At 37.6% G+C, this 19,653-nt stretch carries 24 protein-coding genes; 8 read left to right on the plus strand and 16 right to left on the minus strand.

What is annotated here, in order from left to right; all coding sequences use genetic code 11:
• Position 1: 1 nt before the first annotated feature.
• The 9 genes from MHH81_RS19810 to MHH81_RS19850 form a co-directional block, all read right to left on the minus strand.
• On the minus strand, positions 2-1,090 hold the full coding sequence (locus MHH81_RS19810) for a dipeptide epimerase (protein WP_340924727.1): 1,089 nt from the start codon (positions 1,088-1,090) through the stop codon (positions 2-4).
• A 13-nt stretch (positions 1,091-1,103) separates the two neighbouring features.
• Positions 1,104-2,027, minus strand: a complete 924-nt coding sequence (locus MHH81_RS19815) for a S66 peptidase family protein (protein ID WP_340924730.1) — start codon at positions 2,025-2,027, stop codon at positions 1,104-1,106.
• 247 nt (positions 2,028-2,274) lie between these two features.
• Positions 2,275-3,930, minus strand: coding sequence for a peptide ABC transporter substrate-binding protein (locus tag MHH81_RS19820; protein ID WP_340924732.1), 1,656 nt, complete (start codon positions 3,928-3,930; stop codon positions 2,275-2,277).
• A gap of 56 nt (positions 3,931-3,986) precedes the next feature.
• Positions 3,987-4,973 (minus strand): ABC transporter ATP-binding protein, encoded by a 987-nt coding sequence (locus MHH81_RS19825; RefSeq protein ID WP_340925358.1) that lies wholly within the window; start codon positions 4,971-4,973, stop codon positions 3,987-3,989.
• A 144-nt stretch (positions 4,974-5,117) separates the two neighbouring features.
• On the minus strand, positions 5,118-6,065 hold the full coding sequence (locus MHH81_RS19830) for an ABC transporter permease (RefSeq protein ID WP_340924736.1): 948 nt from the start codon (positions 6,063-6,065) through the stop codon (positions 5,118-5,120).
• Positions 6,065-7,000: an ABC transporter permease gene (locus MHH81_RS19835; RefSeq protein WP_340924739.1), complete on the minus strand. Its 936-nt coding sequence runs from the start codon at positions 6,998-7,000 to the stop codon at positions 6,065-6,067. The genes MHH81_RS19830 and MHH81_RS19835 overlap by 1 nt, the downstream gene beginning before the upstream one ends.
• 14 nt (positions 7,001-7,014) lie before the next feature.
• On the minus strand, positions 7,015-7,839 hold the full coding sequence (locus tag MHH81_RS19840) for a M55 family metallopeptidase (protein WP_340924744.1): 825 nt from the start codon (positions 7,837-7,839) through the stop codon (positions 7,015-7,017).
• A 482-nt stretch (positions 7,840-8,321) separates the two neighbouring features.
• Positions 8,322-8,687: a hypothetical protein gene (locus MHH81_RS19845; protein WP_340924748.1), complete on the minus strand. Its 366-nt coding sequence runs from the start codon at positions 8,685-8,687 to the stop codon at positions 8,322-8,324.
• Positions 8,688-8,896: 209 nt separating this feature from the next.
• Complete coding sequence (locus MHH81_RS19850) at positions 8,897-9,322, minus strand: protein-tyrosine phosphatase family protein (RefSeq protein ID WP_340924751.1); 426 nt, start codon at positions 9,320-9,322, stop codon at positions 8,897-8,899.
• A 95-nt stretch (positions 9,323-9,417) separates the two neighbouring features.
• Between MHH81_RS19850 and corA the strand changes: the two genes are divergently transcribed.
• The 3 genes from corA to MHH81_RS19865 all read left to right on the plus strand — a co-directional run bounded on the left by corA (position 9,418) and on the right by MHH81_RS19865 (position 11,046).
• Positions 9,418-10,380: a magnesium/cobalt transporter CorA gene (gene corA / locus MHH81_RS19855; RefSeq protein ID WP_340924752.1), complete on the plus strand. Its 963-nt coding sequence runs from the start codon at positions 9,418-9,420 to the stop codon at positions 10,378-10,380.
• A gap of 106 nt (positions 10,381-10,486) precedes the next feature.
• On the plus strand, positions 10,487-10,843 hold the full coding sequence (locus MHH81_RS19860; protein WP_445678115.1) for an RtcB family protein: 357 nt from the start codon (positions 10,487-10,489) through the stop codon (positions 10,841-10,843).
• Positions 10,844-10,845: 2 nt separating this feature from the next.
• Positions 10,846-11,046 carry a hypothetical protein gene (locus tag MHH81_RS19865; protein ID WP_340924755.1) on the plus strand — a complete coding sequence of 67 codons (201 nt, stop codon included), beginning with the start codon at positions 10,846-10,848 and terminating at the stop codon, positions 11,044-11,046.
• A gap of 364 nt (positions 11,047-11,410) precedes the next feature.
• On the opposite strand, the gene MHH81_RS19870 is transcribed toward MHH81_RS19865, so the two are convergent.
• The 5 genes from MHH81_RS19870 to MHH81_RS19885 form a co-directional block, all read right to left on the minus strand.
• A complete protein-coding gene (locus MHH81_RS19870; protein WP_340924758.1) occupies positions 11,411-12,217 on the minus strand; it encodes a hypothetical protein in 807 nt (268 codons plus the stop codon).
• A 103-nt stretch (positions 12,218-12,320) separates the two neighbouring features.
• Positions 12,321-12,692 (minus strand): hypothetical protein, encoded by a 372-nt coding sequence (locus MHH81_RS19875; RefSeq protein ID WP_340924760.1) that lies wholly within the window; start codon positions 12,690-12,692, stop codon positions 12,321-12,323.
• A gap of 19 nt (positions 12,693-12,711) precedes the next feature.
• Complete coding sequence (locus MHH81_RS19880; RefSeq protein WP_340924762.1) at positions 12,712-13,185, minus strand: acyl-CoA thioesterase; 474 nt, start codon at positions 13,183-13,185, stop codon at positions 12,712-12,714.
• A gap of 119 nt (positions 13,186-13,304) precedes the next feature.
• The gene (locus MHH81_RS21425) at positions 13,305-13,415 is read right to left on the minus strand and encodes an aldehyde dehydrogenase family protein (RefSeq protein ID WP_445678116.1); all 111 of its coding nucleotides are present in this window, start codon (positions 13,413-13,415) and stop codon (positions 13,305-13,307) included.
• Positions 13,416-13,519: 104 nt separating this feature from the next.
• Positions 13,520-14,476, minus strand: a complete 957-nt coding sequence (locus MHH81_RS19885) for a DUF4003 family protein (protein WP_340924764.1) — start codon at positions 14,474-14,476, stop codon at positions 13,520-13,522.
• 93 nt (positions 14,477-14,569) lie between these two features.
• On the opposite strand from MHH81_RS19885, the gene rluF reads away from it, so the two are divergent.
• The 4 genes from rluF (at position 14,570) to MHH81_RS19905 (ending at position 16,874) form a co-directional block, all read left to right on the plus strand.
• On the plus strand, positions 14,570-15,277 hold the full coding sequence (gene rluF / locus MHH81_RS19890) for a 23S rRNA pseudouridine(2604) synthase RluF (RefSeq protein ID WP_340924767.1): 708 nt from the start codon (positions 14,570-14,572) through the stop codon (positions 15,275-15,277).
• A 17-nt stretch (positions 15,278-15,294) separates the two neighbouring features.
• Positions 15,295-16,014 carry a DUF6904 family protein gene (locus MHH81_RS19895; protein WP_340924770.1) on the plus strand — a complete coding sequence of 240 codons (720 nt, stop codon included), beginning with the start codon at positions 15,295-15,297 and terminating at the stop codon, positions 16,012-16,014.
• Between the two features lie 92 nt (positions 16,015-16,106).
• Entirely contained in the window at positions 16,107-16,535 is a 429-nt protein-coding gene (locus MHH81_RS19900) for an SRPBCC family protein (RefSeq protein WP_340924773.1), read from the plus strand.
• Positions 16,536-16,874: an ArsR/SmtB family transcription factor gene (locus tag MHH81_RS19905; RefSeq protein ID WP_340924776.1), complete on the plus strand. Its 339-nt coding sequence runs from the start codon at positions 16,536-16,538 to the stop codon at positions 16,872-16,874.
• 353 nt (positions 16,875-17,227) lie between these two features.
• On the opposite strand, the gene MHH81_RS19910 is transcribed toward MHH81_RS19905, so the two are convergent.
• Together MHH81_RS19910 and MHH81_RS19915 are read right to left on the minus strand one after the other, a co-directional pair.
• Entirely contained in the window at positions 17,228-18,769 is a 1,542-nt protein-coding gene (locus MHH81_RS19910) for a Mur ligase family protein (RefSeq protein WP_340924779.1), read from the minus strand.
• A gap of 171 nt (positions 18,770-18,940) precedes the next feature.
• Complete coding sequence (locus tag MHH81_RS19915) at positions 18,941-19,234, minus strand: DUF6509 family protein (protein WP_340924782.1); 294 nt, start codon at positions 19,232-19,234, stop codon at positions 18,941-18,943.
• A gap of 225 nt (positions 19,235-19,459) precedes the next feature.
• Here MHH81_RS19915 and MHH81_RS19920 point away from each other — a divergent pair, with 225 nt between their 5' ends.
• A complete protein-coding gene (locus MHH81_RS19920) occupies positions 19,460-19,645 on the plus strand; it encodes a hypothetical protein (protein ID WP_340924784.1) in 186 nt (61 codons plus the stop codon).
• The last annotated feature ends 8 nt before the right edge of the window (positions 19,646-19,653 follow it).

The raw sequence follows: 19,653 nt of genomic DNA on the forward strand, positions 1-19,653 counted from the left end.
ACTAACCCCCAATTCTTTTCAAACGTAAAATGCCAAGACCAGGTTCTTTTGAAAACATAATCTTACTTCCTTCATATATGACCCCACCAATCAAAGGATCGCTGACGAGCATGAGCGGGGCGTCAAAATCGTAATATCGAATATTTGGTTGACTAGCGGCAAAATGAGCAGCCGCAGTAATTCCCAGCTTTGTTTCAATCATGCTCCCTACCATGCAAGCAACCCCATTTGCTTCTGCCAGCGTATTTATCTTTTTAGCATTATAAATACCACCTGATTTCATGAGTTTAATATTTATCAAATCAGCTGCTCGCATCTCTAAAACTCGTTTTGCATCATGGATAGAAAATACACTTTCGTCTGCCATAATGGGAGTATCTGTACAATCTGTGACATATTTTAACCCTTCGATATCATGAGCAGGAACTGGTTGTTCCACTAATTGAATCTCGAACCCTGCATCTTCCATCGTTCGAATTGCTCGTACAGCTTCTTTAGCATTCCATCCTTGATTGGCATCAAGCCTTAATTTTGGTTTATTTCCTATTCGTTCTCGAATTGCCTGTATACGGGCAATATCTTCTTTAATATCGCCTATACCCACTTTTACTTTCAGCACATGAAACCCGTTTTTGACATAACGTTCCGCATCATCTGCCATTTCAACTGGGCCATTTACACTCACTGTAAAATCGGTTTCTAGCGTATCTCGATATCCGCCAAGATATTGAAACAAAGGATATCCGGACTGACGGGCAATTAAATCATAAATGGCCATGTCAACAGCGGCTTTAGCACTTGTATTTCTAACAAGAGAAGCATTCAATTTTTGGAAAACGCGCTCACTGTCCATTACATCAAGCCCTATAAGCTGTGGAGCAATAATTTCATTAATCGCATACCGAATACTCGCCATGGACTCTCCGGTAATTACATGCGTAGGAGGTGCCTCACCATACCCTGTAGAGCCTTCCTTTGTAGTTAGCTTTACGTAAACAGAATAGGCTGTTGTAACCGTTCGAAGTGCGGTTTTAAAAGGCTTTGTAAGTGGTACAGCGACATCAAATGTTTCAATGGACTGAATTATCAACGGATTTCCCCCTTTATTCAACTCCTGGTAAAATAACAAGCGATAAGTTATCTGCGTCCAACAGAGCGTCTGCTCCAAGTGGAACGGCAAAATGCGGTTGACAATGTCCTATTTTAAAACCTTTTACAGCGGGCTTTCCTAGATTCCCTAAGTAATGGTTAAATACCTCTTCCAATGATAATGAAACCTTCCGTTTTTTAGGATCAGCGTCTAGAAAATCACCAATTACAAAACCAGCTGCTGCATCTAATTTCCCTGCATGCCGTAGTTGATTAAGCATCCCATCTACTCGGTATGGCTCTTCTCCGATATCTTCAATTAATAACAACTTCCCTTTTGTATCTACCTCGTATTTGGTTCCAATTCCACTTGCAAGGAGTGAAAGATTTCCGCCTGTCAACTCACCTCTTGCAATTCCAGATGAAACTTGTGTTAAAGGAGAAACGGCTTCTGTATAGTGAAGCTCCATTGGTTGAAACAATTGCAAAAACATCTTTTTGGATAGCTCTTCAAACGAGCTTTTTCCTACATCTGAAGCTAACATAGGACCATGGAAAGTAATGATATCAGAATATAAATTCATAGCTGTATGTAAAAAAGTAATATCTGAATAGCCCCAGAAAATTTTCGGGCATTCATTCATTAATTGAAAATCTATCTTATCCGTATACCTACCAGAACCGTAGCCTCCACCAGCACAAATAATCCCAGCTATGTTCGGGTCAGCGAACATCTCATGTAAATCTTCTAAACGCTCTTCATCTGTACCAGCAAGATAACCATATACATTTTCTATACTTTTCCCCATTTGATAAGATAATCCTAACTCCTCTAAAAACGATAGAGAGCGTTTAAGTTGTTCGAGGTTAGGTGGACTTGCAGGAGCAATAATTCCAATCGTGTCCCCTTTTCGCAATCTTTTTGGACGTTTTCTCATATGTAATTTTCCTCCTTTTATTATGAAGGTTATGTTCAATTAGGCTGTTGCTCTTAGCATATAATTTGTGGTAGAATCCGCGCAGAATTCTACGGGAAAGCGAACCAGACGAGACCCCGCAGGCGCAGCCGAGGAGGCTAGTCGGTTCGCCCGCAGAATGCACGCGGATTCTACCAAATAACTACAATGGAGTTTAACAGCACCATAATGAAAAGGGGCGGCACCTTTAGCAAGTGCCGCTTCTTTTTTAGTTTTTATCAGCCCATTTTAAATCCATATATCCAACTGGATGTCTAACAATTCCTGAAACAGATGGTTTTTCAAGTGTTACTTGGTTGTAATAATAAAGTGGGAATATAGGCATTTCATCCATTAATAATTTATCTGCTTGTATTAATAATTCCCAACGTTTAGTTGCATCTTTCTCGTTCTTGATATCCGCAATTAATTTATCAAATTCTGCATTAGACCAAGTTGTACGATTCATAGAAGAACCTGTGATAAAGCTTTCTAATGCATTCACTGGATCAGCATAGTCAAATAAGAAAGAGGAACGCGACATTTGGTACTTAAACTCTTTTTGTTCCGTAGCAAAAACACTTGCCTCTACATTTTGTAAAGCTACTTCAACACCTAGAACTTCTTTAAATTTACTTTGAAGTGCTTCTGCAATTTTCTTATGTGAATCGCTTGTTGAATATGTTAACGTAACTGCAGGTAATTCAGAATAACCTTCCTCTTTCATACCTTCTGCTAATAATGCTTTCGCTTTTTCTGCATCATGTTTTATTAATACGCCAGCAGTATCTCTAAATTCTTTTCCATCTGGACCGATAAATCCATAAGGAACAAAGCCCTCAGCTGGTTTTTGCCCGACTTTCGTTACAAAATCAACGATTTCCTGTTGATTAACAGCATAACCAAATGCTTGACGAATTTTTTTATTCGTGAATGGTTCCATTGATGTGTTGAATCGATAGAAATATAAACCAGCCTGATCTTCATTTTTTAGTTCTGGGTCATTTATTAAACTTTCTGCAAGTTCAGATGGTACTCCAGAGGTATCTAGTTCACCTGTTTGATACATTTGGTATTCTGTATTGGAGTCATTAATCATTGCCCATTGTACTTTATCAAGCTTTACTGTGCCAGCGTCCCAATAGTTTTCATTTTTAGCAAATGTAAAACTTACATCATGCTTCCACTCAGTTAATTTAAATGGACCATTCCCTACGAAAGATTCCGCTTCTGTAAACCAAGTAGGATTTGCTGTTGCTACTTTTTCATTGACTGGGAAAAAGCTTGGGTTGGTAATAATATTTAAAAAGGCCTCGGTTGGAGCAGCCAATTTTACTTCAAAAACTTTTTCTTCTAACGCTTTAATAGCTACTGCATCTGCAGTACCTTCTCCGCTATTGTATGCTTCGGCTCCTTCAATGAAATACGCTAGGAACGCTGCTGGAGAAGCAGTTTCTGGATTTAACATATGCAACCAACCATATACAAAATCACTCGCTACCACGGGGTCTCCATTAGACCATTTTGCATTATCACGAATCGTAAATGTATACGTTAAGCCGTCTTCTGATATATCTATTTTCTCTGCAGTAGCTTCTTCTGCTACATGATCTTTAGAAAGTCTTACTAAGCCTTCCATAAGGTTATTTAATGCACTCCAAGATACTGCATCAAATCCTATTGATGGATCAAATGAGGTTGGTTCATTTCCATTGTTTAAGTAAAGTACTTTTTCAGCTTTTGTAACTGGCTCTTCTTTTTCTTCCCCTTCTGTCTCTGGTTCTTTCTCTGTATTTGTCTTTTCTCCCGCGTCTTTAGTAGCTGTACATGCACTTAACACAAGAACAAAAAATGCTACAAAGATTAATGATAACCATTTCTTCATCCTAAATCCCCCTTTATATTCTATATGTGAATGCACTTGCGCGCGTTCATCCAGCCTTAGATTTGTACTTGTAATACTTTAGCCCTTTCATCTTGGAGCCAACAATCTACTGCATGTGTTTCTGATACTTTTGTTGTAAAAGGATAAACATGATCACACACTTCCATTGCGTACTGACAACGAGCGGTAAATGGGCATCCCGTTGGTGGGGAGAATAAATCTGGCGGAGTTCCATCAATTGGTTGCAGTTCTTCATCTACTAAATCTAATCGTGGAACAGAATTTAGTAGGCCCTTTGTATATGGATGCTCAGGAGTATAAAAGATTTCTCGTTTATCGCCAATTTCTACAATTTTCCCAGCATACATAACAGCAATTCGATCCGCGATTTTTGCAACTACCCCTAAATCATGGGTGATTAATATAATGGATATATCTGTTTTTCGTTGTATTTCTTCAAACAACTCTAAAATTTGCGCTTGAATTGTGACATCTAACGCCGTTGTGGGCTCATCTGCTATTAATAGTTCTGGGTCGCAAATAAGTGCAATAGCAATTACAATACGTTGACGCATCCCTCCCGAGAATTGATGAGGAAATTGCTTTAATCGCTCCTCTGGATTTGGTATTCCTACCAAACTCAGCATCTCTATCGCTTTCCTTTTAGCTTCTTGCTTTCCAATTTCTTTATGAGTACGAAGTCCCTCTGTTAACTGTTCTCCAATTGTTAACGTTGGATTTAACGCAGTCATTGGATCTTGGAATATCATGGAAATGTCGACGCCTTGGATTTTCCTAATCTGCGCTTTAGACATTTTAGTTAATTCTTTTCCTTTAAAAAAAATACTTCCATTCTTAATCATCCCAGCTGGCTCTGGAATTAACCCCATAATTGCATTAGAAGTGACACTTTTACCACATCCGGACTCTCCAACTATCGCAAGTGTTTCTCCTTTGTACAGGTCAAAGTTAACTCCTCTAACCGCTTCTACTTCCCCGCCATATGTGCGAAATGAAACATGTAAATTATCTACTTGTAACATTTTTTCAGCAGATATTATTTTCTTTTCTCTCACCTTATTTTTTATCTTGACTGAGTCATCTGTTTGAAGAGTTATTGCTACTTCGTCTACTTTTCCACTATTGAGCTCTTTAGAATTAGCTAATGGATGTTCATTCATAAATTCTCACCTCCTAAGCTTCGGATCAAGTGCATCTTGCAGACCATCCCCTAACACATTAAATGCAAACATCGTTAAGGAGATAAAGAATGCCGGGAAGAATAAACGCCACCAATGACCAGATAAAATAACGGGTAATGCATCATTTGCCATTACACCCCAACTTGCAAAAGGCGCTTGAATTCCTAGCCCTAAGAAACTAAGAAATGCCTCTGCAAAAATGGCACTTGGAACGGTAAGCGTCATCTGTACAATGATAGGCCCCATCGTATTTGGTAGTAAGTTTTTACGAATAATTCTGGACGTTTTTGCACCAAATGATTTGGACGCTGTCACAAATTCATAGTTCTTTATTTGCAATACTTGCCCACGCACAATTCGAGCCATTCCTACCCATCCAGTCACGGTCAGCGCAACGATAATGGTCGTTAAGCTTGGCCCCATCACAACCATCAATAAAATAACAACTAGTAAATGTGGAAGCCCATATAACACCTCTATTACTCGCATCATCACTGCATCCGCTCGACCACCTTTATAGCCGCTGATACCACCATAAATAATGCCAATGAAAAAATCGATTAGCGCTGCCATTACACCTACAAATAAGGAAACTCGAGCACCATACCATGTTCTCGTAAAAACATCGCGTCCAGCCTCATCTGTACCAAACCAGTGGCTACTTGATGGAGCTTTATTTTGATTTGGATAGTTAGTTTCGTCAATAGCATATGGAGAAAACATTGGACCTAAAATAGCAAACAGCGTGAGTAGTATAAGGAATATAAGTCCGGCCATCGCTAGCTTGTTTTTCCGCAACCTTCTCCACGCATCCTTCCAATACGATAAAGAAGGTCTTACTACAGACTCTGCCTTTCCCTGTTCTTTTAGTTTTGGACGAAACCATTCATCCTTTACATGTTGTGGGGATACCACATCTTGTGGGCTCGTCATTATGCATCCCCCTCTTTTCGATGTAATTTTATTCGTGGATCTAGAAGGCCATAGACAATATCCACTAGAAATAGCATGAATACTAGGAATGCACTATAAAATACTGTAGTACCCATTATTACTGGATAATCCCGGTTATTAATACTCTCCACAAAATATTTCCCCATGCCTGGGATTGCAAAAATGCGTTCAATTACAAAGGTTCCAGTTAGTATACCAGCAAGCATCGTACCCATAATCGTCACGACAGGCATAAGCGCATTTCTTAGTGCATGCCTACCTACAATTCTTAGTGGTGAAAGTCCTTTAGCACGGGCCATTTTAATATAATCCTGTGTCAGCACTTCGAGCATACTGGACCTTGTTAAACGAGCAATAATTGCGGTTGGCCCCGTAGAGAGTGCAAGTGTAGGTAATATCATATGTAACGGACTGCTCCAGGTAGCTGCAGGAAGCCACTCCAAGTTCACTGCCACTTGTTGAATTAATAACGTTGCAAGTACAAAATTTGGTACAGATATGCCAACAACCGCGAAGGTCATGGCTAAATAATCAATAATGCCGTTATGCCGCAGCGCTGCTAGTGTACCTAATATTATTCCAGATAGTAATGCTACAAGGATCGTAACCATTCCAAGCTCGAAGGAAATAGGGAATCCTCTTGCAAGTAATTCATTTACTGTTTCATTTGGCTTTTTAATAGAAGGACCAAAGTCAAACGTTACAATGGACTTTAAATAATATAAATATTGAATATACATCGGCTCATCTAGTTTATAAAACTTTTCTAAGTTTGCTTGAATGGTAGGATTAGAGGTTCGTTCCCCGTCAAACGGAGAACCAGGAATCGAGTGCATTAACCCAAAAGTTAAAGTGGAAATGATAAGGATCGTTGCAATCATCATGAGAAAACGTTTAATAATATACTTTGTCATCAGAAAGCTTCCTCCTAACAGAATTTCGCTTGCATTGCTAGCTCTACCATGACAAGCATCGCTCGATATGCTTCTAATATATCGATTGCTTCAAACTTTACTATCGTCGTCCCTTCAATAATTTCACAGCCAGGCATGAGGGCTGCCCATTCTGCTTGTCCATAGTTTGCAAACTCGATACGCAATACTGGATTTTTTGGTGGAGTGAGTGGTTGAATCTGATCACGCTTACTTATTGCTTCTGCTATTCTCTCTCTTAATAACGCTTGGGCTTTTTGAGGATGCAATGTCTTAACCGCCGACCTTGAAATAGATTGTTTTACAGCTGCAATCACTACACCAGGTATAAGCGCTTCTGCTTCTCTACAAGCTCCGTCATCTCCTGCAACCATAATGACAGGCACACCGTAATAACCTGCGACATACGCATTAAATCCAAGCTCACCAATGACTACTTCGTTTATAAAGATATTCCGAACGCCAAAAATCATGGAATGACTCATTACTCCTGGTTGTCCAGCTCTTGAATGGTAACCTGCAAAAACTGCTCCTATATATGTTTCATCTAGAGACTGTACCATTGAATACGGTTTTAGATCTCCTGTGATTAAAGAAGCTTCTGGATGTAACTCCTCTACTAAAATATTATTCATTTTAGAATGACTGTCATTTACCAACACTTCTTTTACACCTTTCGATAAAGCACCTTCCACGATAGCGTTTGCTTCTTGTGTCATTATACGTCTTGCACGTTCATAATTATGCTTACTGGAGTCTACGAAGGTGTGGTCTGGTAATCCCGTAATCCCTTCCATATCAACTGAAAGAAAAAGCTTCATAATACGCCCCCTATTCATCTTTTTTTCATCAATTATTTCCACATATGGAATAACTATCACTTTATCAAAATATACCGAAAATTACAATATCTCCGAAAAGTTGAAGTGGATTTATTTATTAAAATATAAAAATAAAAGATCCATAAGGGTGTTATAGACGAAAAATCCGCTCGCTTTCCGCGGACGAACTGCCAAGCCCTCCTCGAGGCAACAGATGTTGGTCACAATGCCCTTTCTACGTCGAAAGGCGTAGCCGATAGACGCAAATCCGTTGCCACATGGATGTGGCGAATGTAGGATTTGTTCCTATAAACCCGCTATGGGGTCTTGGCAGCCCATTTTTCGCAGGAGTCTCGCGGATTTTTGTCACAAAATATATACTTCTAAAAAACGACAGCGTAACTTTACACAGCCAAATAAAAAAGCAAATGCTCTTATAAAAAGGGCATTTGCAATCTACGACATGCTTTTGCATATTGTATTTAGTATCGAGGTTGACCTGGAAACATTTGTTGTTGAGGAAACATTTGTTGTTGTGGATACGGCTGTTGAAATCCACCTTGTTGAGGATAGTTCATAGGATAAGCTTGTTGAGATCCTGGTACACGGACGGTTTCGTTGGTTTGTGTATAGAAATGCTGAGGGACATTGACAACATGTTCTCTATTCACATTCACAAACGGATGGATAACAGGTTGCATTCTCGGTAAAAAAGTATCCCGAACTCGATATTGTGGTGGACATACTATTGGTTGAGCAGCTGGTTGTTGCCAAGGTACTTGCTGGCAATGACATGATTGCCCCCCTACCCTTTGATGCCCGCATGAATGACATGGACGTTGGTTCATGATAAAATCACCTCCTTCTTACACTTATAGTAGTAAATGCAGAAATCAGCCTTACAAGCTAGACAAACACCTCAGTTCATTGCAAATAAATATTGCTTGTTTCCTTAGACTCGAAAAAAATGCCTACAATGAGACTTGCTCCACTGAATTAATATAAAGCATTTAAAAATGCCAAGGAGGAATTGACATTCTCTTGGCATTTTCATTGTTTAATTACTGTAAATTCTTTTTAAAGCTGCTTTTTGATCTGCTTTGACATTAATTTTTGGACGAATCGATTTTGCTTTTATTTCTGCTTCTTCAATGGATTTCGCCAAGCCTAATTCCATTAAAGTTGCTACTGCTATAGTGCCTGCTCTTCCTCCCCCAGATGTACAGTGAAAGTATACGTTTTTCCCTTCCTTATACGCCTTCACTACTTCATCAACTGCAGCTTTTATCGATTTGTCTTGATGTGGCTCTTCGTCTGCTATTGGTTGGTGTATACATACTTCTTCTGCTGGATGCTCTTTTTTCGCCATTCTTAAATCAAAGATGACATCAATTTTTTCATTTTCTAAAAGAGGCTCTACTCCGTCTACTCCCCCAACAAAAATCCTGTCGGCAATAAGTGCTTCATAATTCTTTTCAGACATAGTTAGACCACCTTATTTTTTTCGTTATTATAACATAGAAATTATGGGATAATAGAAGTAGAAGTAGAAGATTTGGTAAGAGGGAGGTTTTAGAATTGATTCGAACACTTGGGATTACAGCTAACTTCGATATAATAAATGATTTTCCTTTAGAACAGATTAAGGAAAAGACGTTTGAATGGTATTGGGTAGATATTAGTGAACCAACGAAGGAAGAGGAATCGTTACTTAGTTCGTTTTTTCATTTTCATCCATTGGCAATTGAAGACTCCTTACTAAGACTTCAACGTCCTAAAGTGGATTATTATGATGGGTATGCCTTTTTCGTTTTACATACTTTTAATGAAGAAACGTTAGAAGCAGAAGAACTAGATATTTTTGTGGGCCAAGATTATGTTGTAACGTTCCATTTTCCACATATGCATGAATTAGAGGAGGCACGGGAACGAATAATTAAAAGTCCAAAAGGATGGGAACGTGGTGCCATTCATGCAACTTATCATATTGTAGACAAAGTCGTAGATGCATACTTTCCTATCATTTATAAAATTGAAGATTATTTAAATGAAGTTGAAGATCAGCTAACATTTGATATGCGCCACTTATCCATGAATCAAGTGTTCGATCTTCGAAGTGATTTACTTCGATTGCGCCGTACTATCATTCCCATGCGAGATCTGCTATATCGAATAATGAACTCGGAGCGGGTAAATTTACAGCAATCGGAACGAACTTATTTTGCGGACATATATGATCACTTACTAAAGCTTACGGAAATGGTTGAATCTAACCGAGAGTTAACTGCTGATATACGAGACAGTCATGTGTCTATAAATGCTAGTCGCATGAACCGAATAATGATGATTCTAACGATAGTTTCAACTGTGTTTATTCCTTTGACGTTTATCGTTGGATTGTATGGGATGAATTTTGAGCATATGCCGGAATTGAAATGGCATTACGGTTATTTTGCGGTGTTGGCACTAATGATTGTCATTGCTTTATCCATGCTTGCTTGGTTTAAATACAAAGGCTGGTTTAATTTGTTTAAAAACTAATTTTTAAAACAGGTTAACCGTTGAATGTCTATAATGCAGGGGTCTCGCGGATTTTCATCACAAAATATATGCCTCTAAAAAACAAACGTATGTAGAGGGAGAAAAGATGAAAGATTACTTATTCGATCTCTCTATCGTGCAGAAGTATGAAACATATAATCGAAAAACAATGGTTGAAGTAATTTGCAGAGGCATGAATTGGGATATAGAATCTGAGTTCGACACCATTCATAGTTACATTGATTTAGATCATATGATATTACGTAAAGGTGCTATTTCAGCTCAAGAAGGGGAAATCGTCATTATTCCGATGAATATGCGAGATGGTTCGCTCATATGTCGTGGAAAAGGAACTCCTGACTGGAATTATTCTGGCCCACATGGTGCAAGGCGATTGATGAGCCGTTCACAAGCAAGAACAGTTGTTGCATCGGTTAGAGGAAAGGAATTGGAGGTATATTAATAATGACCATCGTTATCTTTCTTATTATTGCTTGGATTCTAAGCTGGTTTAAATTTGAACAAATATTTATTCAAGCATTTCAAGAGCTTTTCAACAAAGAAGTTACAAAAGCAAGTTATTATTTCATCTTTTTTTGTATAGGTGTAATAGGTGACATCACGTTACTTTTTAATGGTACTTTTTATGATAAATTACCTTCCTAAAAGATAATCGAGATTAAGTAGTAATGCAAAAGAATTTCAGACTGAAAGAAAACGCTTGTTAGACATGGAACATTCCTTTGGAGAAGCTGAGATACAGCATCAATAATGAGCAGTCAACCAAGTGGGAGTAACGAAGAATGCAAGCATTTGTAAACAAAGTATTGGATCGCATCTGTTATTCAAGTAAAGGACGCGTTAATTTAACAACATAAAATAACGCAGGAGTTCAAAACCCCTGCGTTTTATTGTGCGATTTAGTAACTAAAACGTGTGCTGTTTTATTGGTTCATTACCTTGTTAAATCACTTTTTCTACTCCACAACCGAACTATTTATGAATTTCACCAGCTTTTTCCCTTTTTTATTTATTGATTGCCCGTCCAACTGTAAAATAAAGCTGCAAAAGTTAGTTTTTCTGTATGTGACAAATCGTGTGAAAGCGATACGTGGACGTTATGCGCCTGTATCTCAAATGCGGGATGAGTGGCGTACGGAAATATACCAAAACGATATGTCGCTAACCGTTTCCCACTAGAATCATTGACATCAATATCCCCATACATACTTTTTGCCTCCATTTGATGCGTTTTTTCATTGTTTGCATCAAAAATAATAGCTCTATTTTTAACAGATACAGTAGGCATAACGACAGTAGATATATGAGTTTTTGTATGATCATACACTTTTAGCTGAATAAACTTTAATTTATTTTTAAAAGTAAATTGACTTACAAGCTTACCATCTATTGTTTTTAATTCATATGTAATAGGAAAGAACATACCTCCTTGAAAAATAGCAAACGCAGATAAATTTCGAATAAGTAGATGATCTTCTGAAGGTGTAATTTTGTACAGTCGTTCTCCCATGCCAGAGACTAAGTAACTTTGAGGAATGAACGATATATCTCGTTGAAAGTTAAGTTCTTTAACAGGAAAATCAGCGGAAAAATACTGGCTATCGACTATTTGCTCGTCCGGTAATTTGTCCGCCGCACTTTGAAAGAAAAAAGAAGAACTATACATAATAAATAAAGTTATCCCCAATACAAGATGCGTTTCATAGTCCTTCCACATGCTATCCCTAAAAACAAATAATATCGCTATGTATACTACCAGCCCAATTAAGGATCCAACCTTTACGTATTTTGCATTTCGTTCGTATAGATGTTTCATGTTCATCACCTCTTCATATGCTTACGGGCAAACGATCAAATAGTTTCATAGAAAAGCTTAAAACCCTTCCAAAGTTACATACATAACTTTGGAAGGGTTTTTATTATTTTATTACTGCATGATCAAAAATCTTTTTCAAGAAATACCAGAGCACATATAGGCCCATGAGCATAAACAGGATAATTAATCCTGTCTCGAACGCTTGCGGCAAGCCAAATGTATCTAAAAAAATTTGAAACATCACTAGCAAATAAATAATTCCTGTGATTCCCGCTAATAACACAATTCCTATAATTGCTAGCAATGAATTAGATAACTTTTTAATATGGTGTCGGTTTTTTATTAGTTCTAAAATAATAACAAGTATAATTGCGGTGAAAGTAATGGTTACTTCCTGTAAATAGATAGAGTTGATTAGATAAATAGCAAGTAACATAATCATCAGATACTTATACAGTTCATCCAGTTTTAGCACTTAGTCACTTCCCACTTGGTTAGTATTTCATATCTAAGCGTTGTCTTCGGTGTGTGCGTCTAGCAGGACCTGATTCAAATAGACGTTTTTCTTCTTCTGTTTCGGGGTGAATACCGGCTACAGGAATCGGTCTACCACTTTCATCTACTGCAACCATCGTTACAAAAGATTCGGTTGTTAACTTCTCTTCACCAGTTAAGGGGTTCATCGATGTTACTCGAACATATACTTCCATGGAAGAACGACCTGTTGAAGAAACAATCGCATCTAGTTCAATAACATCTCCCACTTTTGCAGGTGATAAAAAATCAACGGAATCAATAGAAGCAGTAACTACTCCTGTCTTTGCATGTTTCATCGATGTAATTGCTGCAATTTCATCTATATATGCTAGTACTTTTCCTCCGAAGATTGTTTGATGATGGTTCGTGTCTGGTGGAAGAATTAAATGGGTTTGGATAGTTCTTGATTGGCTCATCGGATTTGTATTCATTATGCATAACTCCTCTAGTTGATTGTTCTTATTTAATTCAATCTCTACTATAAATATTATTGTCTAAATCTCTGCATGTAATCCAGACTCTGAATTATTTACAAGTGCTATTGCTTCCTCTAATTATTATAAGGCATAATGGAGAATATCGGTGCAAAAACTTCTTTGAACACTATAGTCATGTCCTGTTTCACATTTGTTAATATAGTTGATGTGAGTGTCCGTATCACAAACTACCGGCTGACTACAATTTTAACCCCTTGCGATGTCGCTCCTCAAACTCAATATCATTAGTCTTTCCTTCATTACTTTGAGTATACCATGATGGTTAGTTTTAGTCCGAAGACGTAGCTGCCACACTTGTTGCGGCAATAGCAGAAATCATCATTGCTTGCTGCGCTTGAAGAAGCATTTCAAGGGAAGTTGCCATTGAGATTGCTGCTGTTGTATAGGTATCTTTTGACGATCTCATTTCCCATCCTAGCGCTATTGGGAATGCGCTTTCCTTGTACCACCCAAATAATTTCATACTCGCTAATGATTCATAGGTTGAAACGATTGCATTTAGTTGTTCTTCAGTCATTTTTAACACTGCCATAAATCCGATCATTGGATACTGGGGTCCATTAGTTTTTATTTTGACGCTTTTTAAGCCTTCTCGAATAATGACAGCTCTTGCCACCAATTCTTCATCGTAATCAGGACTTGAATATGTTAAGACTTGTGACATCCACTGTAATTCGTTTCCTGAAGAAAACTTATGATTTCGCAGATCTTGATAATAGCGATTCATCGATTCTGCACGAACTACAGTATCTCCATCTAGTTTTCCTAAAAACATCGCATATGGATAATCATCGCTGGAAGTTAAAAATCGATGATGTTTTTTCATGTCCGTCATCAGTTGCTGCGCACGTGTCATCTCTTCTGCCCAAGCTTCTTTCTCATCGGACATCAGTAAAGCAGCGAGATACGTATAGCTATTTACTTTAAAGGAAGACTTTTTTAACGCCTCTACTTTTTCCAATAAAAGATCAACTGCTTGCTCGGGATCTAGACCCCCTACATCTAGTATAGCAACAAAAAGTGGATGTAAATGAGAACGCAACGGTGAAAATATTCCTGCTTTCTTTTTAATACAGGCTTCCATGTCCTTGAATCTTTTTTCATCAAACTTTTTCTCTAAAATTACGTAATATCCTGCGAGCGATAATGTCACTCGTTTGTCCACACCCCAACCTACTGCTTTTTTTAGTAAGCTGAATGTCTCTTCTATTTTTTGATTGATCATATGTGCTCACTCCTTTTCTTTTTTACGCTCTTTCCTCTAAAATAGTTTCAATTTTTGTTATAATTATTACAACAAGAAAAGTAGGTGTCGATTATGCGTATTAATAAATTTTTAAGTGAAGCAGGAATTATTTCAAGACGTGGAGCGGACAAATGGATTATAGAAGGAAAAGTAACGATAAATGGCGAAGTAGCAGAGTTAGGAAGTAAAGTTCAGGCTGGCGACGATGTACGGGTTGACGGAAAACCAATTGTCGTGGAACAGCCTTTAGTTTACCTTGTATTAAATAAACCCGTAGGTATTACGAGCACAACTGAACGTCATATTAAAGGTAATATTGTTGACTACATTAATCATCCGCTTCGTATTTTCCATATTGGCCGTCTTGATAAAGACTCGGATGGGCTCATTTTACTAACAAATGACGGTGATATCGTAAATGAGATACTACGAGCAGAAAATAGTCATGAAAAAGAATATGTCGTGACAGTCAATGAAAAAATTACAGCTACATTCTTAGAAAAAATGGCTGCTGGTGTAAACATATTAGGGACGAAAACACTACCTTGTAAAGTGAAAAAAGTAGGTCCAAATACGTTTAACATTACGTTAACACAAGGTTTAAACCGCCAGATCAGAAGAATGTGCTCTGCACTCGGCTTTACCGTGAAAAGGTTACAACGCATACGAATCATGAACATTACAATTGAAGGTCTTGCCATTGGGGAATGGAGAGAACTAACAGCAACAGAAAAAGAAGAATTGTTTACGACGCTTAACTATTCACCAAAACGGAAATAGCAAAGAGGGGGGATTGGATGTTAGCTTTAAAAAATACGGAAAACCTAACTGGAGCATTAATCAGTGGGGATTTTTGGGACTTAGATGAGCTTTGTACGACGATCTATCATCTTACAAGAAACCAAGATCGAAATTTAGAATGGCAAGGTGCTCAAATTCGTCTACTTAGTATCGCCTACGATTTGCGTCATGCATACCAAGGGGAACGCAATGTAGAATTTGTTGCAAATGGGTTACATAAAGAAACCATGAAAGCACATGATTTTATCGCACCTGAAAATAATATATATTATTCCGCGGAGATACTCTGGCCTGAGCTTGCTTTCGCATTTGTTGCAATTAATGATTTTATTAAACTTTATAAAAAGGAGGAGGAAGCTACAGATTATGATATAAATGTCGTAAATGCTCGTAAGTTTCAAGCCATTATCGCGAAAGGATTAAAGGAGAATATGTCCAAAGAGGAGTATACCTTTTTCCTTTCCTCCGTTTCTTCACGAAATGCATCTGTGCAGGAATACGCCGTTCAATATATTGATACGTTGAATTTATCTTACATAGAAATGCCAAGAGAGCAGCGTTCGAACTCTTTTGCCGCTATCATTCATAATATTGTTGTCGATAACAATGAATACGATTCTTTTAAAAGAAAAGTACTGACAGAAGCCAGTAAAACGAAATGCTCTATACATGATTTACGACTAGATATAGAATATCCAGAACATATCGAGTGGTAACAGAATGTCTGCGACACTTGACATAGAACCAAATGGTTTCGTATTATTAATTTAACGAAACCATTTGGTTTTATTTTATTAAGAAAGTAGGCGTGTTAATGGAAAATAAACTAGAAGATATTATACAAACCGTTCTAATAAATGCACCAATTCAAAAAGTGTGGGAAACCGTATCGACTTCAGAAGGTATAGCAAACTGGTTTATGCCAAATGACTTCCAACTAGAATTGGGACATGAATTTCACATTCAATCACCTTTTGGTCCATCACCTTGTAAAGTAACAGAAGTAAACCCTCCAAATAAACTTTCTTTTATTTGGGACACAGATGGTTGGATTGTATCATTTATTTTAAAAGAGATCGGTGACAAAACGGAGTTCACTCTTATTCATGGTGGTTGGAAACAATCAACTGACATTATCACAAAACCCAATGAGGATAGTGCTGTAATTCGTGAAAGAATGGCTTATGGCTGGGAAGGTATTGTTCAAGGTCGTCTAAGAAAGGTTGTTGAAAACTAAGTGTCTTCTTCTGCACAGAAATATGATGTCTTTCAGGCAATAGCAGATCCCACTCGGAGAGAAGTTTTAAAATTACTTGCGGAAAAAGAGTTACCTATTTCCGAGATTACTTCTCATTTTTCAATGAGCCGTACCGCAATTGCAAAGCATCTTCATGTTCTATCTGAAGCTGAATTAGTGTCTGGGCATAAGGTTGGTAGAGAAAAAAGATATCGCCTTCACCCAGAGTCTTTTAAAGAATTAAAAGACTGGCTTTCCTATTACGAACAATTTTGGAATAACAAACTTTCTATTCTTAAACATGTTGTAGAGAAGGATAGTGAAGATGACTTTAACTAAACTGTCCCTAAAGTCATACATTGACTGAGAGATGGTCCCTTTTCCAATGTATTGATTCCGTTCCAGTCGGACGCTTTCCGCGGGCATGGCTTCAGTCTCCTCAGGCCAACACGATGTTGGTCACGAAGGCGTTGCCACACGAGGTGGCGTTCTTAGCCTTCGTTCCTTTGTTCGCTCCTGCGGGGCCTTCAGCTCACGCTATTCCCGCTGGAGTCGCCGTCTTTCACTACAATCAATTGCCTACAAAAAATAGTAGTATTAATAAAAAGTATACAAAAAACAGGTGTAGAAAAGACTCATTTTTCTACACCTGCTTCAATTTATGGGCTTATTGGACAGCCCCGTTTTTATATTTAAGAATTTCCAGCTACACGCTTTTGAAGTGGTTGGAATAATTTCTTTTTGTCCATGTTCGGTCGAATGGTTTCTAATTGTTCTAATGCGATTTTTGCACCATAGTCCATTCCTTGGCAACCGGCTAGCAGTAAAAGATCCCCATCCGCTATTTCGTTCAGGCTATGCTCAATTGCTTCTGGCAATTCTTCATATAAATGAACACTTATTCCTTTTTCATCCATTACCTCTTTAAATATAGCAAGCTCCGCATCTGAAACTACATCCTTTTGTGTAACATGAGACCGACTAAGCGTTGCAATGACTTCATGAATTCCTAGTTTAGGAGCCCATCTTGCAATTGCCTCTGCGTTTTCTTTATTTACCGTAACTCCACGATCACCACGAATTGCATACACAAGTGAAACACGGTTAAAATCCATTTTTTCTAATGTACCAAGCGTGATATCTATATTCCCACTGTTTGCGAAGTGATCATCAATGATTTTAAAATCGTCCTCAAAAATGATTTCAAAACGACGTTCAACCCCGACAAACTCAGATAAGCTATTTTGGATTGTTGACACTGGCACTTCACATAGTAGTCCGATGACGATGCTAACCATTGAATTATACACAGAGTGGAAACCAGGTGTAGAAAGCTCTATGTTAAATTGTTGTTTTGGAATAACCACGTCTGCTGTTGCTAAGTCCTTCGTGATATTTACTGTAAACTTTGCTCGTCCCGTGGATAAATCTAAATTTGTACAAATAACATCTGCAGATTGTTCTTTTACACCAACTGTAATAACTTTCGCTTTTGTTTGATTCACAAGTGAAGCTGAATACGCATCATCTAGATTTAATATAGCAATTTTATCTGCTCCAGCATTGCGAATTAAACTGGATTTATGTTCAAAATAATTTTCAAACGACGAATGTAAATCGATATGCTCACGGCTGATATTATTTAAAGTGACAATATCAAAATCGACACAACCTACTCTATTTAATTCCAGTGCAGAAGAAGATACCTCCATCGTTGCATGAGTGACCCCTTCTTCTACCATTTGCGCGTAAAAGCGTTGCAAATCAAGTGATTCTGGCGTTGTTAGTTCAGAAGGCTCCGCATAATCACCGATTTTTACAACAACCGTTCCCATTAATCCGGTTTTCAGATCATGATTCTCTAAAATAGCATTGGTCATAAAGGAAGTAGAAGTCTTTCCGTTTGTTGCAGTAATTCCAATTGTTTTTAATTTTCGAGTTGGATGATCGTAAAACGCATCTGCAAGTGTTGCAAGTGCAAGACGCCCGCTTTCCACTTTATACTGAGGAACTGCTAAACCTTCTATAAAGTCCTCTACAACAAGTGCTACTGCTCCACTTTCAACTGCTTGTCCAGCATATTGATGTCCATCCGTTTTGAATCCTTTTACGCATACAAATACTTGTCCTTTTTCTACTTTACGTGAGTTGTATGCGAGTCCTGTGATATTTATATGTTGAGCATTTTTGGCTTCTAAAATAGGTATATGCTTCATTAATTTTGTAATTTCCATCAAAATAGCCACCTTTTATTGTAAAATCTTTTCAATCAAGTTTACCTCAATTCAGAAAAGAAGGGAACTAAAAGCCCAGTTTGAACACTTTATGTGCGACACCCTGAAAATGAATTGGATTACTTTAAAAAAATAGAAAAACCGAGAAGATTAGCCTTCTCGATTTTTCTATTATATTGCTTCGTTATAATGCTGTTTACAAAAAGCAAGTATGGTTGCTTCTTCTTCCTCTTCTAAGGCAAAATCTAATACTTTGCCGTTGCTTCGGTTTAAGAAATGGTATTGCACGATACGTTCTTCTGTCTCTACTACTGCTAAAATAACGCGTAAATCTAATGAATTTTGTTCGTCAAATAACTCGTCATCTTCCGGTACTTCGATACCCAATAATAGTTCATATCGATCTCCCAAGATGATACCTGTCGGATCTTTTATTTTTTCAACCTCGTAGGATGTTATATTCACAAAGTCCACCTCCGTTTATACAGTTTAGCATTTTTAAATAGAAATTAATCCATTTTCTTTTTTTCTTGTTGGCTCTGTTAGATGATTATGTTGTTATGGACGAAAATCCGCTCGCTTTCCGCGGATTTTCGTCACAAAATATATTCTTCTAAAGAACAACAGCATAATTTAACAGATCTTTCTTGTTATAATGAATAAAGAAACGGTTGTAAAGGAGAGGACATATTGAAACTAAGTGCTGAAAAAATTATTTACATCATTGTACCACTCTATCTTTTGTTATTAGTATTTGGACAAGGACTTAATACTATACTTTATTCCGTTTTTTCATTTGTACTTGGAATTACGATGCTATATCTCGCATTTTCTTTATTACGAAAGCAACGAAATGAGCGAAAAAATCGAAAGTAAAAATCCTG

Source organism: Psychrobacillus sp. FSL H8-0484, from assembly GCF_038005325.1.
Taxonomy (GTDB): domain Bacteria; phylum Bacillota; class Bacilli; order Bacillales_A; family Planococcaceae; genus Psychrobacillus.

Coding starts and splice junctions, on each gene's coding strand:
- MHH81_RS19885 (WP_340924764.1), bottom strand. CDS start 14,476: ATGATCAATCAAAAAATAGAAGAGACATTCAGCTTACTAAAAAAAGCA.
- MHH81_RS19825 (WP_340925358.1), bottom strand. CDS start 4,973: ATGTTACAAGTAGATAATTTACATGTTTCATTTCGCACATATGGCGGG.
- MHH81_RS19830 (WP_340924736.1), bottom strand. CDS start 6,065: ATGACGAGCCCACAAGATGTGGTATCCCCACAACATGTAAAGGATGAA.
- rluF (WP_340924767.1), top strand. CDS start 14,570: ATGCGTATTAATAAATTTTTAAGTGAAGCAGGAATTATTTCAAGACGT.
- MHH81_RS19870 (WP_340924758.1), bottom strand. CDS start 12,217: ATGAAACATCTATACGAACGAAATGCAAAATACGTAAAGGTTGGATCC.
- MHH81_RS19820 (WP_340924732.1), bottom strand. CDS start 3,930: ATGAAGAAATGGTTATCATTAATCTTTGTAGCATTTTTTGTTCTTGTG.
- MHH81_RS19865 (WP_340924755.1), top strand. CDS start 10,846: ATGACCATCGTTATCTTTCTTATTATTGCTTGGATTCTAAGCTGGTTT.
- MHH81_RS19860 (WP_445678115.1), top strand. CDS start 10,487: ATGAAAGATTACTTATTCGATCTCTCTATCGTGCAGAAGTATGAAACA.
- MHH81_RS19895 (WP_340924770.1), top strand. CDS start 15,295: ATGTTAGCTTTAAAAAATACGGAAAACCTAACTGGAGCATTAATCAGT.
- MHH81_RS19840 (WP_340924744.1), bottom strand. CDS start 7,839: ATGAAGCTTTTTCTTTCAGTTGATATGGAAGGGATTACGGGATTACCA.
- MHH81_RS19815 (WP_340924730.1), bottom strand. CDS start 2,027: ATGAGAAAACGTCCAAAAAGATTGCGAAAAGGGGACACGATTGGAATT.
- MHH81_RS19835 (WP_340924739.1), bottom strand. CDS start 7,000: ATGACAAAGTATATTATTAAACGTTTTCTCATGATGATTGCAACGATC.
- MHH81_RS19880 (WP_340924762.1), bottom strand. CDS start 13,185: ATGAATACAAATCCGATGAGCCAATCAAGAACTATCCAAACCCATTTA.
- MHH81_RS19850 (WP_340924751.1), bottom strand. CDS start 9,322: ATGTCTGAAAAGAATTATGAAGCACTTATTGCCGACAGGATTTTTGTT.
- MHH81_RS19845 (WP_340924748.1), bottom strand. CDS start 8,687: ATGAACCAACGTCCATGTCATTCATGCGGGCATCAAAGGGTAGGGGGG.
- MHH81_RS19910 (WP_340924779.1), bottom strand. CDS start 18,769: ATGGAAATTACAAAATTAATGAAGCATATACCTATTTTAGAAGCCAAA.